The sequence below is a fragment of the [Clostridium] symbiosum ATCC 14940 genome (genome assembly GCF_000466485.1).
Taxonomy (GTDB): domain Bacteria; phylum Bacillota; class Clostridia; order Lachnospirales; family Lachnospiraceae; genus Otoolea; species Otoolea symbiosa.
In genome coordinates this window covers 4,987-20,451 of sequence record NZ_KE992807.1, presented here as the reverse complement: position 1 = coordinate 20,451, position 15,465 = coordinate 4,987, and the positions used below count along the sequence as shown (strand labels likewise).

Here is a 15,465-nt window from a genome sequence, read left to right as displayed (position 1 = left end):
TAGAACGATTTCGGAGACGAATTATCGGAAGGAAGGATAGTTGTCATGGCAGAAAAGAAAAATATTTTAACGTATGCAGGTCTTAAGCAGTATGAAGATGAGCTGCAGGATCTGAAGGTGAATAAACGCAGGGAGATCGCCCAGAAAATTAAAGAAGCAAGAGAGCAGGGAGATTTGTCCGAGAATGCGGAATACGACGCTGCGAAGGATGAGCAGAGGGATATCGAGGCCAGGATCGAGGCTCTTGAGAAGCTTCTTAAGAATGCAGAAGTAGTTGTGGAGGACGAGATTGACCTTGACAAGATCAGCGTTGGCTGTAAAGTTAAACTTCTGGATGTGGAAGAAGACGAGGAGATGGAATTTAAGATTGTAGGTTCCACAGAGGCCAACAGCCTTCAGAACAAAATCTCCAACGAATCTCCGGTAGGCCATGCGCTGCTTGGCAAGAAAGAGGGAGAAACCGTTCAGGTAGAGACACAGGCAGGAATGATTCATTATAAGATACTGGAAATCCAGAGAGTATCATAATTTAAGTTCACAAAGGAGTGGAAGAAATTGGCAGAGCAGAATCAGCAGAATAAGAAGGAAGAACAGGATTTAAACCAGCTTCTTAAGGTGCGCCGCGAAAAGCTGGCGGAGCTTCAGGAGAATGGAAAGGATCCGTTTCAGATTACGAAATTTGATGTTACGGCACACAGCACCGACGTAAAGGACAACTTTGAGACCATGGACGGCAAAGAGGTGACTCTTGCGGGACGAATGATGTCCAAACGTGTGATGGGCAAAGCGTCTTTCTGTAATATCCAGGATTTAAAGGGCAATATCCAGTCTTATGTTGCCAGAGACAGTATCGGTGAGGAATCCTATAAAGAATTCAAAAAGATGGATATCGGTGATGTAGTGGGAATCAGAGGTACGGTATTCAAAACTAAGACAGGAGAGATTTCCATTCATGCGGAAGCCGTAACCCTTCTATCAAAGAGCTTACAGATTCTGCCGGAGAAATTCCACGGCCTTACCAATACAGATATGCGTTACAGACAGCGATACGTTGATCTGATCATGAATCCCGAGGTTAGGGATACGTTTGTGAAGCGTTCCCGGATTATCAAGGAAGTCCGTAACTTCCTAGACGGCCGCGGATTTATGGAAGTGGAGACGCCAATGCTTGTTCCGAACGCAGGCGGTGCGGCGGCCAGACCGTTCACTACACATTACAATGCCCTGGACGAAGATGTTAAATTGCGTATTTCACTGGAGCTGTACTTAAAGAGGCTGATCGTGGGCGGTCTTGAAAGAGTCTACGAAATCGGCCGTGTATTCCGCAACGAAGGCGTGGATACGAGACACAATCCTGAATTCACCCTGATGGAATTATATCAGGCGTATACCGATTATTATGGAATGATGGAACTGGTTGAGACGATGTTCCGCGAGGTGGCGAAGAAGGTTCTCGGCACGGCGAAGCTCATATACGACGGTGTGGAGATTGACCTGGAGAAGCCGTTTGAGAGGATTACGATGGTGGATGCCCTGAAGAAATACAAGGGAATCGACTTTACGCAGATCAAGACGGACGAGGAAGCAAAAGCGCTGGCGGATCAGTATCATATTGAGTATGAGGCCAGACATAAGAAAGGCGATATCCTCAGCATGCTGTTTGAGGAGTTTGTGGAAGAGCATCTGGTACAGCCTACCTTCATCCTGGATCATCCGATAGAGATCTCTCCTCTGACGAAGAAAAAACCGGAGAATCCCGACTATACGGAGCGTTTTGAGCTGTTTATCACAAAGCGCGAGATGGCTAATGCCTACTCCGAATTAAACGATCCGCTGGATCAGATAGAACGTTTTAAAGCACAGGAAGCCCTGCTGGCGGCAGGAGATGAAGAAGCCAACTCAATGGATGAGGACTTTGTCAATGCCCTGATGGTTGGTATGCCTCCGACCGGCGGTATTGGTATCGGTATGGACCGTTTCATTATGCTGCTTACGGATTCCTACGCAATCAGAGATGTACTTCTGTTCCCGACGATGAAGACACTGGGCGGAAATGACGTTTCTAAGAAAGAAGAAAAGACAGTTATCACAGAGGAAAAAGCAGCGGAAAAAATTGATTTTTCCAATGTCAAAATAGAGCCTTTGTTTGAGGAAATGGTTGATTTTGAGACATTTGCAAAGTCTGACTACCGTGCAGTCAAGATTAAAGACTGTACTGCCGTTCCAAAGAGCAAGAAGCTTCTTCAGTTCACATTGGATGACGGAAGCGGTACGGATCGCACGATATTAAGCGGAATTCACGAGTATTACGAGCCGGAAGAGCTGATTGGAAAGACGGCAATCGCCATTGTCAATCTGCCTCCTCGTAAGATGATGGGGATTGATTCCTGCGGAATGCTGATCTCGGCGGTTCACGAGGAAGATGGAAAAGAAGGGCTGAATCTTTTGATGGTAGACGACAGGATTCCGGCCGGAGCAAAGCTGTATTAAGCGTAACAGTTTAAGCGGTCTGAATTTGTGTGAAAATCTGATAGAATTGACAAATAAGGTGGGAAAGCATCAATTAATGATACTTTCCCACCTTTCTGTTGAAGGCGGTGATCTGTGCGCGGAGCGTGCAGGTTATCGTTACTCGGCGCTGATTGTGAATCCCGGCCCGTCCATCTGCTTGGCTCTGTACATTGCAGCATCTGCTTTCCTGTACAATTCTTCAAAATCGGCCGTATATTCATTAAATAATGCGACTCCGATGCTGCAGCTGATATCAATATTGATATCCGTACATTCAAAGTGTGTGGCTTTTGCCAGCTCATGCGCCTTTTTTTCGGCAAGAGAGCAGGAGGAAATGTTTTTAATCAGCGCCATAAACTCGTCTCCTCCGATACGGCCGACGATGTCATCGCTTCTGAAGACAGAGCGGATTTTTGCGGCAACCTCAACCAGAACCTGGTCTCCCGGCATATGGCCGTAATTGTCGTTAATCAATTTGAATTTATTGACGTCAATCATGAACAGGGCGTGCTTCTGGGAGGCGCCTTCCCCGGCCAGGAAGGTTTTGATAAGCTCCAGCGTGGTGTCATGGTTATAGAGACCGGTCATCTGGTCCCTCTGCGCCAGAAGCTTCAGTCTTTCCACTTCACGGTGCTGCCGGTCGATATTTCTGTAATATACAAAGGCCAGCAAATCGTTATTGAAAGGATCCGGCATGGTATGCAGTTCAAAGCTTACCCAGGCCGGAACGCCGTTCATCTCTTTCAGAAATTCATAGGTAATGGTGGAATGGCCTTCGTCATAAGCCTTCCCGATATTTTCTCTGGAAAGAGTACCGAAATAATCGACGGCTTCCTTGCTGATACCGGGCATCAGGGCCAGTATTTCCGGAAAACGCCTGTAAGTGATACTGTTTATAAAGTCCTGTTCTTCAGGGATGTCCGTGTGGATTTCTTCGATTGTATTCTGCGAGACATTGATCCGCGCGGTGGTGAAAATATCCGACGGCAGTGTTTTGTTGAATTCAATTTCCCGTTCATACCGGGCAATTATGTTCCGCTGCTCCGTCACATCGTTGGATATGCCGATGGCGCGGTAGGGCCTGCCTTCCTTGTCAAAGGTATTGGTATACCTGATATGCTCATACCAGTAGCCCTGCTGGTCGGCCCTCCGTATTTTGAAGATACCCTCCGCCGCCGGGGAACCGTTGTCCAGGTCTTTGTACATTTTGGCAAAGGCGTCCGCACTGTCGGGGTGGATATATTCCGACTCAATCAGTGAGCGGGGAACGTCCTTCACGACGGTATTCATACCGTGTACTTTTACGGAATTCTCGCCCTGGATGATACATCTGTTTTTAAAATCATATTCCCAGATACTTATACCTGTGGTCTCAAGGGCCACGTTTGCAAGCTGTTCATTATAGCGGGCTTTTTCCTCCGCGTTCTTCGTATCCGTAATATCGACACAGAGGGCAACAAGCTTTTTACCGTTCGATTCGTCGTGGGAATATTTGCCGTTCTCACGAATCCAGATATATTCCCCGTCTTTTTTCCGAAGCCGGTATTCACGTATGAATTCTTTCTTATGGTAAAGCTGGCGGCGCATGGTCTTCTCTGCTTCATCCACCTCATCAAGGCAGATGAGATTAGACCATTTGCCGTTCACGCAAGCGATCAGTTCGGCGGCAGTCCGATAACCGAGATGGCGGGCCAGGGATTCGCTGACATAGTGAATCGGGTAGCCGGCCGTGTCACGGATGCACAGGGTGCCTCCGCGGAGCTGGCGGTTAATCAGGTCCAGGAATTCGCGCTGGAGGGAATCGTTGTATGCGTAGCCGATTCCATAGTTAGAAAGGACATTATTGACCCGCAAACGGACAATTCCCGGATCTAACGGTTTATCCACGAAATCGGCGGCTCCCAGAGAGATGGCCTTCTGCTTGATCTGATCATCCCCCACGGAGGTAATAATTATGACAGGTATGCCGTTATTGTAGATAAACTTGTTCTTTTCTTTCAGAAAAGTGAAGCCGTCCATGACAGGCATCGATACGTCGCAAATAATAAAAACCAGATCCTGACGGTGGCGGTCGAGCAGGGTAAGCGCGACCTGGCCGTTTTCGGCCTCCAGCACCTCAAAGTTGTCCTTGAAGATCAGCTTTGCAATATATCTTGTTATAATATCATCATCCACGATTAGTATTTTATTTTGACCGGACATGGCGTCTCCTTTTCGGCTCCCTTATAATCATCAAAGGACGCAAATCCCTTGCCGCTTCAACATGGTGGAGCACTAGCCGAGCATATTTATCTTATCTATAACAATCTGATATTCCTTTTGAGCCGTCTCAAAATATGGAGGGATGTCTTCCGTCCGCATCGTACAACTGTCCTCCGAGTCCAACTTTTTCAGTTTACATTTATCGCTATTATAATATATATTAAGCCTATATTCAAGCAAATCGCCTTTTTTCAGCACGTAAAACGCACGAATGCGTTACCGACAGTTTGACGTACTTTTTTCAGACAGCGGAAGGCGGTTTTAGTTACTGTCCACAGGCAGGAATAAAGATTGACAGAAGGGCGTTTAAAATTATATCATAGAGGCAGGTATTCAATAAGAGAAACTGTGATTCGGAAACTTAAAATAAAGATTTGAGGTAAGTTAAATAATGAAAGAAGAAAATGATAAATCAAAGAAACTTCAGACAGTAGAACGGGCTTTGGATGTACTCTACCTGTTTCACAAATATAACGGCATAACATTAAGCTTTGTGGCCGAGGAGATGAATATGAGCACTACGGTAGCCTACCGGCTGCTGTATACACTGGCGGACAGCGGTTTCTTAAGGCAGGAAAAGGCAAGCAAGAAGTATTATCTGGGAGAGAAGAGCCTGCTGCTGGGCTACAGCGCGATACGTTCCCAGGAGCTGGAGAAAACAGCCTATCCCATTATGAAGAGGCTCATGGATAAATGCGGGCTGAGTGTGATCCTGACTTCTTTAACCGATATGCAGAGCCTGTGTGTCGAGAAGATAGAAGCGGAGGATGATCTGCAGCTTTCCATGCGGGTTGGTGGAATTTATCCCCTTCATAAAGGAGCTTCCAACCGTCCGCTGCTGGCGTATATGGAGCAGGTGGTACCGTGAAAGCGGACTGCCATATGGATGGCATCATATTGAAGCCGGATCTGTATCTGGATGACCAGTTGATTATCAAAGCCGGAGAGTTTCAGATTGAACTGTCCGCACAGTCATATTAAGACCTGGGACTGCCTTATGGCAGCCCCGGGTCTTTTGGCGATGGATGGAGTATAGTCCCTGGGGATCTTTTAAATTATCCTGAATTTGCCAGTAAACTATACCTTTTCTTACGTTTTTCTGAACTTTTTCAATATCATATTGATCTTGAAGTGATCCTTTGTCATACTTCGTTTATTATGGTAGAACACAAATAGTCGTAAAATAAATAAAAACGGGGAGCTGAATTATGTGGCATAAGAAAAAGAATAGTGATAATGAAGAATTAATCGTGACAAATGATGCGGTGGAAAGAAAACTGCCGGACAATAATGAAAAAGAGCAGCCGGACTTTGCAGAGGAAAAAGACGTGTCGGAAGTGGAACAGGAACTTTTGGACTACATGAACGAAGACCACAGCGGCGGCAAGAAGAAAAAGAAACGGTTTGCCCGCTGGACGAAAAAACAGAAGCTGATCGCGGGAGGCAGCACGCTCCTTCTTCTGTTTATTATAAGCCGAATTGCATGCGGGGGAAGTAAGCAGACAGCCCCTGTTGTGGCGGCGGCTCCTCTGGCAAAAGGAGATGTGACTGCGGTTTTAAGTCTTAGCGGGCCTGTTTCGGGCACGGAAAGCGCAGATGTGGTTTCCAATCTCCATGCAGAGGTGCTTCAGATTATGGTAAAGGAAGGCGACCGCGTGAAGAAGGGCCAGATTCTTGCCCTGATCGACAGCAGTGACGCCCAGAAAGCTGTGGATATTGCCCAGAACTCTTACGATCTGGCAGTCAGCGAGTATAATGAAAATATCAGGGATACACAGCATAAATATGAGAAGGCAGTCCAGGATTATAACACGGCGAAGCTGAATTACGACAGAAACAAAGTATTATTCGATGCCGGCGATATCTCCTCCGCAGATTTGGAGGCGGCCGGAAACACCCTGAAAGACGCGGCCAGGGAAAAGGATTCCTTTACTGTGGAGAAGGGGAAAGCGATGCCCGATAAATCTTATGAATTAAAGGTGAAGTCGGCTCAGTTCGAGCTGGAGCAGAAAAAGAAGGATCTGGAAAATGCCGAGGTGAAAAGCCCGATTACGGGTACGGTCGTACGTGTCAATTCGAAGGTTGGCCAGTTCGCGGATAAGCCTGAGGATGAGAAGCCAATGTTCATTGTGGAGAACCTGGATAATCTGGAGATGGAAATCGCCGTCAGCGAATATTCCATTTCGAAAGTCCGGGTAGGGCAGAAGGCGCAGATTGACGCCGATATTCTGAACGGAAAAAGCGAGGAGGGCGAAGTTGTCTCCATTTCCCCGACAGGTGAGGAAAAGGGCGGCGGCTCCTCGGAGCGTGTAGTTCCTGCCACGATCCGGATTGCGGGAGGCGCTTCCAACGGCCTGATTGCCGGCATCACCGCCAAGGCGTCGCTTGTGACAGGGGAAGCGAAAGGTGTCTTTACGGTTCCTCAGACAGCTCTTGTGACAGGGGAGGACGGAAGTCTCAGCGTTGCAGTTGTCAACAGCTCAGATAATACGGTACATATGGTTCCTGTTACGACGGGAGTGGAGAGTGATCTTTCCGTGGAGGTGAATGCCGTGGAAGAAGGCGCACTGACGGAGGGAATGATGATTGTGACATCTCCGGCAGGACTCACGGAAGGGATGGCGGTGACGCTCCGATGAGAAATAAAGCGATGAGTAAAGCTTTGCAGGGAGCCGTTCACACAGTGACGGAGCAGAATAAGGGAGGCACAGACAATGATTGACAGAAGAAAACTCCAGACCAGAATCAGGAAGAGGCTGGACCGCAAAGCCGAGCTTCCAGAGGTAGATACAGACGAGCTGATTAAGATTGTCAATCTCTGTAAGGTATATGATACGGGGGCGGTCAAAGTAATCGGCCTTAAAAATATAAACCTGACGATAAAAAAAGGTGAATTTGTTGCGATTATGGGCCAGTCCGGCTCGGGTAAATCCACGCTGATGAATATCCTGGGCTGTCTTGACAGGCCTGTGATGGGACATTATTATCTGGACGGAATTGACATCTCCGCATTAAACCAGGATCAGCTTTCCAGAATCAGAAACCAGAAGATTGGCTTTGTATTCCAGTCGTTCAACCTGATTTCCAGAACATCGGCGGCAAAGAATGTGGAGCTTCCGATGACCTATGCCCATATGCCGAAGAAACTGAGGCATGAACGTGCGGTAGAGCTTTTGGGCCGCGTGGGGCTGGGGGAGAGAACGGAGCATATGCCCAACGAGATGTCGGGAGGCCAGAGACAGAGGGTAGCCATCGCCAGGGCGCTGGCCAATGAGCCGCCGTTAATCCTGGCGGATGAGCCGACCGGTAACCTGGACACTGCTTCTTCGGTCGAGATTATGGATCTGTTCTCCAAGCTTCACGACGAAGGCGCCACCGTGGTTGTGGTTACCCACGAGGAAGATATTGCGGCATTCACGGATCGTGTTATCAAGTTCCGTGACGGGGAGATTGTCAGCGATGTGAGGAAAGACAGAGCCGGGGGGAAGAAGGTGGAGTCATGCTGATAGAAAATATGATTATGGCATTTTCCGCGCTCAGAGCCAACAAGATGAGGTCGTTCCTGACGATGCTGGGAATCATCATCGGTATCGGCTCGGTTATCTCGATAGTATCCATCGGCGATACGATGAGGGGGATGTTTTCCAGCCTTTACCAGGATATTGGCATTACCCAGGCGTATCTGGGAATTGGATACTGGATTGACGACACCAGGCAGAGCGATTATTTTACCATGGATGAGCTGAGCAGGATTAAATCGGTATTTGGAGATAAAATCAGCTACATTGACAGCGCCATGAGTACCTCCGCCGATGCGGTTGCCGGACGCAAAAAGGTAAAATTCGGTTTCAGCGGCCTGGATTATAATTATATCGACGTACAGCCTGTTGATATACTGTACGGCAGATATCTGAATGAGGCGGATGTGAAAGCGCGTAAAACAAACGCCGTTCTGGATGTGGACAGCGCAAAGATGCTGTTCGGGACAGAGGATGCGGTGGGGAAAACCTTCCGCACGGAGCTGTTCGGCAACGTAGCAGAGTTTACCGTTGTGGGTGTATATGAGAAGAAGATGAGCGCATTCCAGAAGCTGATGATGGGGACGCCAAGTGATAAGGGAACGGCCCATATTCCGTGGACGCTGCTGACCTGGCCCAATGATCACTTCTATTACTGTCATTTCTTTGCCGACACGTCGATGAGCGAGGCTGAGCTGAACACATTTTATGACGATCTGCTGAGTTATGTGGCAAAGCTGAAAGACCGTAAAAAGTCGGATTTCTATATGGAGACGGCGATCAGTCAGATGGGGCAGGTGGATTCCATGATGGCAGGGCTTTCCCTGGCGGTGGGCGGCATCGCGGCTATTTCGCTGATTGTAGGCGGGATTGGAATTATGAATATCATGCTGGTTTCGGTAACGGAGCGGACTAGAGAAATAGGAATCAGAAAAGCGCTGGGGGCCAGGACCCGGGATGTCCTGATCCAGTTCCTTACGGAATCTGCCATCCTTTCGGCCTGCGGAGGAATCATAGGGATTCTTCTGGGCGGCGGCCTGGTCACTCTGGTGGGGGCGGCCATCGGAGTCCCGACGATTGTCAAACCGGGAGTCATTCTGGTGGCGGTTACTTTTTCCGCTGTAGTCGGAATCTTCTTTGGACTTTATCCGGCCTCCAAGGCGGCGAAATCAGATCCGATTGATGCGCTGCGATATGAGTAAATGAGAAAAATAATAGCGAATTTTCATTTTATTTACAATTTTATGAAAATTATTTAAGACACTCGCCATTTACCTGAACTTATGCTATAATAAATTGATACGTTTATGGTAAATGGGGAGTGAACTTATGCTCAATGAAGAGAAGATCAGGCTGATGGCCGACCTGGCTGTTTTCGAGAAAAAGAACGGCGGCAGGATGCAGGCGGTTACCAGTTACTTCAAAAGTGATTATATCAGCCGGAACATGATTCGCGGTTTTATCAGCTATACTCTCTGCTGCGTGATGATTCTGGCTATCTGGGTTTTATTTAATATGGATGTTTTCCTGAGCACCATAGGTATCGACGCTCTCACAGGGCTTGCCTGGAAGGGCGGGGCGGTTTACCTTGTGGGGCTTGTTCTGTATATGGCGCTAATCTGCGTTATTTACGGCAAACGATACGATTATCAGGCTAGAAAAAACCGTATTTATATTGCGAAATTAAAGCATCTGGACAAGCGCTATGATTACCACAGCCGTTCCAGGGAACTTGCGAGGGAGGGCAGACGCGTATGATGGGACTTCTGGTTTTTAAGGAGAGGCTCAAAGCATTTTACGGTAAAAACAGCGCATTTGTAATTCCTGTCCTGAAATTTATCGTAGGATTTACCGCCATCTTTCTGATTAACAGGAACGCCGGTTTTATGCCTAAGATTTCAGGCCCCTTCGTACCGGTGGCTATAGGACTTGTATCCACCTGTCTGCCGTATGGGACGATCGCGTTTCTGGCAGGCGGATTTCTTTTGATACAGCTTTATGCCGCATCTTTGGAGGTTGCGGTGATTACCTGTATTTTCCTGCTGATTGTAGTCCTGCTTTACTATGGATTCCAGCCGGGAGACAGTATTCTGCTTCTGGCAACGCCGATCCTGTTCTTTTTTAAAGTGCCGTTTGCCATTCCGATTCTGGTGGGCCTGGCGGGCAGCCTGGTTTCGGTAATACCGATGAGCTGCGGTATCTTTATTTATTATGTGATTATGTATGTGAAGCAGAACAGCAGTTTTCTGGCGGGCAGCGAACAGGTAGAGATGACGCAGGTATTTGCACAGGTTGTGAAAAGCCTCATTGGCAATCAGACGATGCTTGTCATGGTAGCGGCGGGATGTCTGGGCGTTTTGGTCGTCCATGTCGTGAAAAATCTTTCAATTAATTACTCCTGGGGGACGGCGATAGCGGCCGGTTCCATTATCCAGCTGATTGTGATATTTGTCGGTGACTTTAAGTTCGGTGTGTCGGTATCGGTGCCGGGCCTTATAATTGCCATTATATTATCCGCAGCGGTTGCGGGAGTGTATCACTTCTTCGTTTTTGCCGTAGACTATAGCAGAACGGAGTACGTGCAGTTTGAGGATGACGATTACTATTATTATGTGAAGGCGGTTCCCAAAATTGCGGTAACTAAGCCTGAGGTAAAGGTACAGAAGATTAATACGCGCAGAACGCCGAAGCACTGAGAACGTGCGGCGGCAAGTTAGAATGAATGACAGAAGGAGGTGAGCGCATGGCAGAGATTCTAAGGGAACTTTATTCCTGGATAGCATTTGTGCCGGAGATTACTTTCAAGAACTTCTTAGAGATTGCAATCATTACGATAGTCGTTTATGAGATGCTGGTATGGATTAAGAATACAAGAGCATGGACTCTTCTGAAAGGGATTCTCTTTATTTTTGCGTTCGTACTTTTAGCGGCCATACTGGAGCTGGATACCATCCTGTGGCTGCTCGAGAAGACTTCCTATATTGCGGTGACGGCGATTCTTATCATATTCCAGCCGGAGCTGCGAAAAGCCCTGGAACAGCTTGGCAGCAAGAATGTCCTGACCAATCTTTTCACGGCCGATGATGTGAAGAAGAATGAAAGTTTTAATGAGAAGACAATCAATGAGCTGGTAAGGGCCAGCTTTGAGATGGGCAAGGTTAAGACCGGAGCCCTGATGGTAATCGAGAGATCAACTCCTCTCGGAGAGATCGAGAGAACCGGAATCGAAGTGGATGGCATTGTCACCAGCCAGCTTTTGATTAATATATTTGAACATAATACGCCTCTGCATGACGGAGCCGTTGTGATCCGCGGAAACCGTGTCACGGCTGCAACCTGTTATCTGCCGCTGTCGGACAATATGGGCATCAGCAAGGATCTGGGTACGAGACACCGGGCGGCCGTGGGAGTCAGCGAGGCTTCGGACAGTGTGACCATCGTCGTTTCGGAGGAAACAGGACGGGTCACGGTGGCGTCAGGAGGACAGCTTCGCAGGGTAGCCAGCGGAGACGAACTGAGGAGCCTTCTGTCCACATTGATTAAACACGAAGACGCAAACACGGGCAGATTTAAGATTTGGAAGGGAAGGCGGAAGAATGAAAGAAAAGCTGACTAAAAATTCCGGACTGAAGCTGGTTTCCCTGCTCTGTGCATTTTTTGTCTGGCTGGCCGTCGTAAATGTGGCGAATCCGGTGACTACAGGGACCAAAGAAGTCCCTGTAGAGCCGATTAATGAGCAGGTTTTGGAAAAAGCGAACCTGACATATGAGATCGTAGGCAAGAAAACGGCAGTCATTACCTACCGTATCAGAACCAAGGATCAGTATAAGGTGAAACCGAGTGATTTCAGGGCATATGCCGATCTCTCCGAGATGTATGATGTCACCGGGGCGATCCCTGTCAAGGTTGAGGTGGTCAACAACAGCGACCTCTTTGAGACGGCGCCGACGGTCAAATCACCGGAAGTCATTAAGATTCAGACGGAAAACCTGCAGACGAAAGAATTTACACTGGTGCCGAATCCATATGGAAAACAGGCGGACGGATACCAGCCGGGTGAAATTACCATGTCGCCGGATCACGTCTATGTCAAAGGACCTGTATCCCAGGTGGGACAAATCAGCGGAGTAGGAATCGAATTTCCGATCGAGGGGGCCAGCTCGGATGTCACCGGCACGGCCACACCGGTATTCTATGATGCCAATGGGAACAAGCTGAATGATCTCCAGGACAAGGTCAAGGTGCTGGGCGGAGATATCACGTACACGATGCAGATACTGAAGGTAAAGACGATACCGCTTGATTTTGTCGTCACGGGCGAGGTTGCCCAGGGATATAAATATACGGGTGTGGAGACTTCTGTCAAGAATGTTTCCGTGGCAGGGCTTAAGTCGGATCTGGCGGGTATCAGTACACTTACGGTACAGGATCCGCTGCTGAATATCGACGGAGCGACTTCTGACAAGACATGCGAGATTGACCTCAAAGATTTCCTGGAACCGAATATCACGATAGCCGGTATGAGCGATACCGTGATCACGGTGACTCTGAAAGTAGAGCCGCTGCGGGAGAAGACATTTACGGTCAATACGAAGGATATTGCGCTGAACGGCAGGTCCGATAATTATTCCTATACGTTTGGCAGCGATAAGGCGGAAATCAGGGTGCGGGGACTCAAGGAGGATCTGGACAGTCTCTCCACCGCAAAGATGAATATACATGCCGATGTCACCGGTCTTGGAGAAGGAACCTATGACATCGAGGCGGCCCTTGACCTGGATGATGCATTCGAAGTAATCGCCTATCCGAAGGCGACTATGACGATTGCCGAGAAGTCACCTTCCGACGAGGTTTCGGGAACTGCGGAAGAGACGAAGACGGGCGAGACTAAGCCGAATGAATCAAAATCAAACGAAACAAAAGAGACTAAAGCTGCAGAGAGCAGCCCGGCGGAGACAAAACCGGCAGAAAGTAAATCAGAATAGTAAAGAGGGGTTATTTTGTCATGGTTAAGGCAAAAATAAAAATTAAGAATCCAACCGGCCTTCATTTGAGGCCGGCCGGGATTTTCTGTAATGAAGCGGGTAAATATGACTGCTCCATTATGTTTAACTTCAGAAATTCAACATCGAATGCAAAGAGCGTGTTAAGCGTTCTGGGCGCCTGTATCAAGTGCGGGGACGAGATTGAATTTATATGTGACGGCAAGGACGAGGAGGCAGCATTGTCTGCAATGCTTAATATTGTGAACGACGGCCTTGGCGAGTAAAGAAATCCGGAAAGAGGAGGAACCACAATGGCAAGAGGGACAGGCGCATCTGCCGGTATCGGTATTGGAAAAGCAGCTATTCTGAGAGAAGAGAAGTTAGTGATTGAAAATACCGGAATCGAGGATGCCGAAGCAGAGAAAGAACGTTTTAAAAGTGCGGTGGAGCAGAGTATTGCGGATGTAAGCGCCCTTGCGGATGACATGGCATCCAGAATCGGAGAGAAAGAAGCTGAGATTTTAAACGGCCATTTAATGCTTTTACAGGATCCGATGCTGACGGGCGAAATCGAAAATCAGATTGATAACGATAAGGTCTGCAGTGAATTTGCGGTGGAGACAGTCTGCAATATGTATGCAGATATGTTTGCTTCCATGGATGATGAATTGATGCAGCAGAGAGCTGCGGATATGAGAGACATAAAGACAAGAATGCAGAAGATTCTTCTGGGAGTCCAGTCGGTGGACGTATCCCTTCTTCCGGCGGGAACTATCCTGATGGCGGAGGACCTGACACCGTCTGTCACGGCAGGAATCAACCCCGATAATGTGGCGGGAATTGTGACGGAGCTTGGAGGGCGCACCTCCCACTCGGCAATCCTGTCCAGAGCCTTGGAAATTCCGGCTGTCGTAGCGGCATCGGGAATTCTTAGTGAGGTGAAGGACGGCGACGAACTGATTCTGGACGGAGAGTCAGGAGAGATTTTTGTAAATCCCGGCAGTGACCTGATTGCAGAGTATGAGAAAAGACGGGATGCCTATTTACAGGAAAAAGAAGAACTGAAGCAATATATCGGAACGTCCAGCACCACGGTGGACGGAGTGACGGTCGAGATAGCGGCCAACATCGGAAAGCCCGAGGATGTGGACCGGGTGCTTGCCTACGACGGGGAAGGAATCGGTCTTTTCAGAACCGAATTTCTGTTCATGGATCGGAACGAGATGCCGACCGAGGATGAGCAGTTTGAGGCTTATAAAAAGGTAGCCGTCGCGATGAAGGGGAAACCTGTTATTATCAGAACCCTGGATATCGGCGGCGATAAAGAGATTCCTTACATGGGGCTTAAAAAGGATGAAAATCCGTTCCTTGGCTACCGGGCGATCCGGTTCTGCCTTGACAGAAAGGATGATATTTACCGTCCGCAGCTTAAGGCCCTGCTCAGAGCCAGCGCTTTTGGCAATATAAAGATTATGGTTCCGATGGTGACTTGTATTGAAGAATACAGGGAAGCGAAGGAGCTGGTGGCGGATATCGGGAAAGAGCTTGATGAGGCAGGAATTGCCTATAATAAAGAGATTCAGGTCGGAATCATGGTTGAGACGGCAGCCGCATCCCTGATGGCGGATGTGTTTGCGAAGGAAGTCGACTTCTTCAGTATCGGCACCAATGATCTGACACAGTATACAATGTCGGTAGACCGCGGCAATGATAAGGTTTCCTACCTGTATTCCACCTTTAACCCGGCAGTGCTTCGCAGTATCCGCCACATCATCGAATGCGGACGCAGGGAAGGAATCATGGTGGGAATGTGCGGTGAGGCAGCCAGCGATCCGCTTATGATTCCTCTGCTGCTGGCATTCGGGCTGAATGAGTTCAGCATGAGTGCATCTGCAATTCTGAAAGCGAGGAAATATATTACCGGATACAGTGTGGAAGAATTGAAGGCGGTTGCGGAACAGGCGATGGGCTTTGTGACGGCAGCCGAGACACAGCAGTTCATGAAGAATTTTGTGGAAGGCCGATAAACCGTGATTGCGCGCTGTTTTCCGGTGTGGTGTGAGCCAAAATAAGTTTCTGACTGAGAAGACAAGGTGCCGCATAATTATAATTTGTAATGATACAATTATGATTATGCGGCACCTGCCATATCGGCGGGGGGCGGGGTACGTCAGATAACTGATAAAAAT

13 protein-coding genes are annotated in these 15,465 nt (G+C 48.3%); 12 read left to right on the top strand and 1 reads right to left on the bottom strand.

Annotated elements, in window-relative coordinates:
* Positions 1–45 precede the first annotated feature (45 nt).
* Positions 46–528, top strand: a complete 483-nt coding sequence (greA, locus tag CLOSYM_RS02305; protein WP_003501905.1) for a transcription elongation factor GreA — start codon at positions 46–48, stop codon at positions 526–528.
* Between the two features lie 27 nt (positions 529–555).
* Positions 556–2,490: a lysine--tRNA ligase gene (lysS, locus tag CLOSYM_RS02300; RefSeq protein ID WP_003508743.1), complete on the top strand. Its 1,935-nt coding sequence runs from the start codon at positions 556–558 to the stop codon at positions 2,488–2,490.
* Between the two features lie 138 nt (positions 2,491–2,628).
* Here the strand turns inward: lysS and CLOSYM_RS02295 are convergent, their stop codons facing one another.
* On the bottom strand, positions 2,629–4,713 hold the full coding sequence (locus CLOSYM_RS02295; RefSeq protein ID WP_021640787.1) for a diguanylate cyclase: 2,085 nt from the start codon (positions 4,711–4,713) through the stop codon (positions 2,629–2,631).
* Positions 4,714–5,164: 451 nt separating this feature from the next.
* On the opposite strand from CLOSYM_RS02295, the gene CLOSYM_RS02290 reads away from it, so the two are divergent.
* From CLOSYM_RS02290 to ptsP, 10 genes are all read left to right on the top strand, one after another.
* Positions 5,165–5,641: an IclR family transcriptional regulator gene (locus CLOSYM_RS02290; RefSeq protein ID WP_021640785.1), complete on the top strand. Its 477-nt coding sequence runs from the start codon at positions 5,165–5,167 to the stop codon at positions 5,639–5,641.
* Between the two features lie 340 nt (positions 5,642–5,981).
* Positions 5,982–7,412 carry an efflux RND transporter periplasmic adaptor subunit gene (locus CLOSYM_RS02285; protein ID WP_003499574.1) on the top strand — a complete coding sequence of 477 codons (1,431 nt, stop codon included), beginning with the start codon at positions 5,982–5,984 and terminating at the stop codon, positions 7,410–7,412.
* A 75-nt stretch (positions 7,413–7,487) separates the two neighbouring features.
* Positions 7,488–8,279 carry an ABC transporter ATP-binding protein gene (locus tag CLOSYM_RS02280; protein WP_003499572.1) on the top strand — a complete coding sequence of 264 codons (792 nt, stop codon included), beginning with the start codon at positions 7,488–7,490 and terminating at the stop codon, positions 8,277–8,279.
* On the top strand, positions 8,273–9,493 hold the full coding sequence (locus CLOSYM_RS02275; RefSeq protein ID WP_003499571.1) for an ABC transporter permease: 1,221 nt from the start codon (positions 8,273–8,275) through the stop codon (positions 9,491–9,493). The genes CLOSYM_RS02280 and CLOSYM_RS02275 overlap by 7 nt, the downstream gene beginning before the upstream one ends.
* A gap of 127 nt (positions 9,494–9,620) precedes the next feature.
* Positions 9,621–10,049: a hypothetical protein gene (locus CLOSYM_RS02270; protein WP_003499570.1), complete on the top strand. Its 429-nt coding sequence runs from the start codon at positions 9,621–9,623 to the stop codon at positions 10,047–10,049.
* Positions 10,046–10,987, top strand: coding sequence for a hypothetical protein (locus tag CLOSYM_RS02265; protein ID WP_003499568.1), 942 nt, complete (start codon positions 10,046–10,048; stop codon positions 10,985–10,987). Before CLOSYM_RS02270 ends, CLOSYM_RS02265 begins: the two co-directional genes overlap by 4 nt.
* 47 nt (positions 10,988–11,034) lie before the next feature.
* Positions 11,035–11,907 carry a diadenylate cyclase CdaA gene (cdaA, locus tag CLOSYM_RS02260; RefSeq protein WP_003499565.1) on the top strand — a complete coding sequence of 291 codons (873 nt, stop codon included), beginning with the start codon at positions 11,035–11,037 and terminating at the stop codon, positions 11,905–11,907.
* Complete coding sequence (locus tag CLOSYM_RS02255; protein WP_021640782.1) at positions 11,888–13,276, top strand: CdaR family protein; 1,389 nt, start codon at positions 11,888–11,890, stop codon at positions 13,274–13,276. The genes cdaA and CLOSYM_RS02255 overlap by 20 nt, the downstream gene beginning before the upstream one ends.
* A gap of 20 nt (positions 13,277–13,296) precedes the next feature.
* Positions 13,297–13,560, top strand: coding sequence for an HPr family phosphocarrier protein (locus CLOSYM_RS02250; RefSeq protein WP_003499561.1), 264 nt, complete (start codon positions 13,297–13,299; stop codon positions 13,558–13,560).
* Between the two features lie 27 nt (positions 13,561–13,587).
* A complete protein-coding gene (gene ptsP / locus CLOSYM_RS02245) occupies positions 13,588–15,303 on the top strand; it encodes a phosphoenolpyruvate--protein phosphotransferase (protein WP_003499559.1) in 1,716 nt (571 codons plus the stop codon).
* Positions 15,304–15,465: the final 162 nt, after the last annotated feature.

What these genes read in the sequence shown, in the direction of transcription:
- greA (WP_003501905.1), top strand. Translation starts at nt 46, where the DNA reads ATGGCAGAAAAGAAAAATATTTTAACGTATGCAGGTCTTAAGCAGTAT.
- CLOSYM_RS02295 (WP_021640787.1), bottom strand. Translation starts at nt 4,713, where the DNA reads ATGTCCGGTCAAAATAAAATACTAATCGTGGATGATGATATTATAACA.
- CLOSYM_RS02290 (WP_021640785.1), top strand. Translation starts at nt 5,165, where the DNA reads ATGAAAGAAGAAAATGATAAATCAAAGAAACTTCAGACAGTAGAACGG.
- CLOSYM_RS02285 (WP_003499574.1), top strand. Translation starts at nt 5,982, where the DNA reads ATGTGGCATAAGAAAAAGAATAGTGATAATGAAGAATTAATCGTGACA.
- CLOSYM_RS02280 (WP_003499572.1), top strand. Translation starts at nt 7,488, where the DNA reads ATGATTGACAGAAGAAAACTCCAGACCAGAATCAGGAAGAGGCTGGAC.
- CLOSYM_RS02275 (WP_003499571.1), top strand. Translation starts at nt 8,273, where the DNA reads ATGCTGATAGAAAATATGATTATGGCATTTTCCGCGCTCAGAGCCAAC.
- CLOSYM_RS02270 (WP_003499570.1), top strand. Translation starts at nt 9,621, where the DNA reads ATGCTCAATGAAGAGAAGATCAGGCTGATGGCCGACCTGGCTGTTTTC.
- CLOSYM_RS02265 (WP_003499568.1), top strand. Translation starts at nt 10,046, where the DNA reads ATGATGGGACTTCTGGTTTTTAAGGAGAGGCTCAAAGCATTTTACGGT.
- cdaA (WP_003499565.1), top strand. Translation starts at nt 11,035, where the DNA reads ATGGCAGAGATTCTAAGGGAACTTTATTCCTGGATAGCATTTGTGCCG.
- CLOSYM_RS02255 (WP_021640782.1), top strand. Translation starts at nt 11,888, where the DNA reads ATGAAAGAAAAGCTGACTAAAAATTCCGGACTGAAGCTGGTTTCCCTG.
- CLOSYM_RS02250 (WP_003499561.1), top strand. Translation starts at nt 13,297, where the DNA reads ATGGTTAAGGCAAAAATAAAAATTAAGAATCCAACCGGCCTTCATTTG.
- ptsP (WP_003499559.1), top strand. Translation starts at nt 13,588, where the DNA reads ATGGCAAGAGGGACAGGCGCATCTGCCGGTATCGGTATTGGAAAAGCA.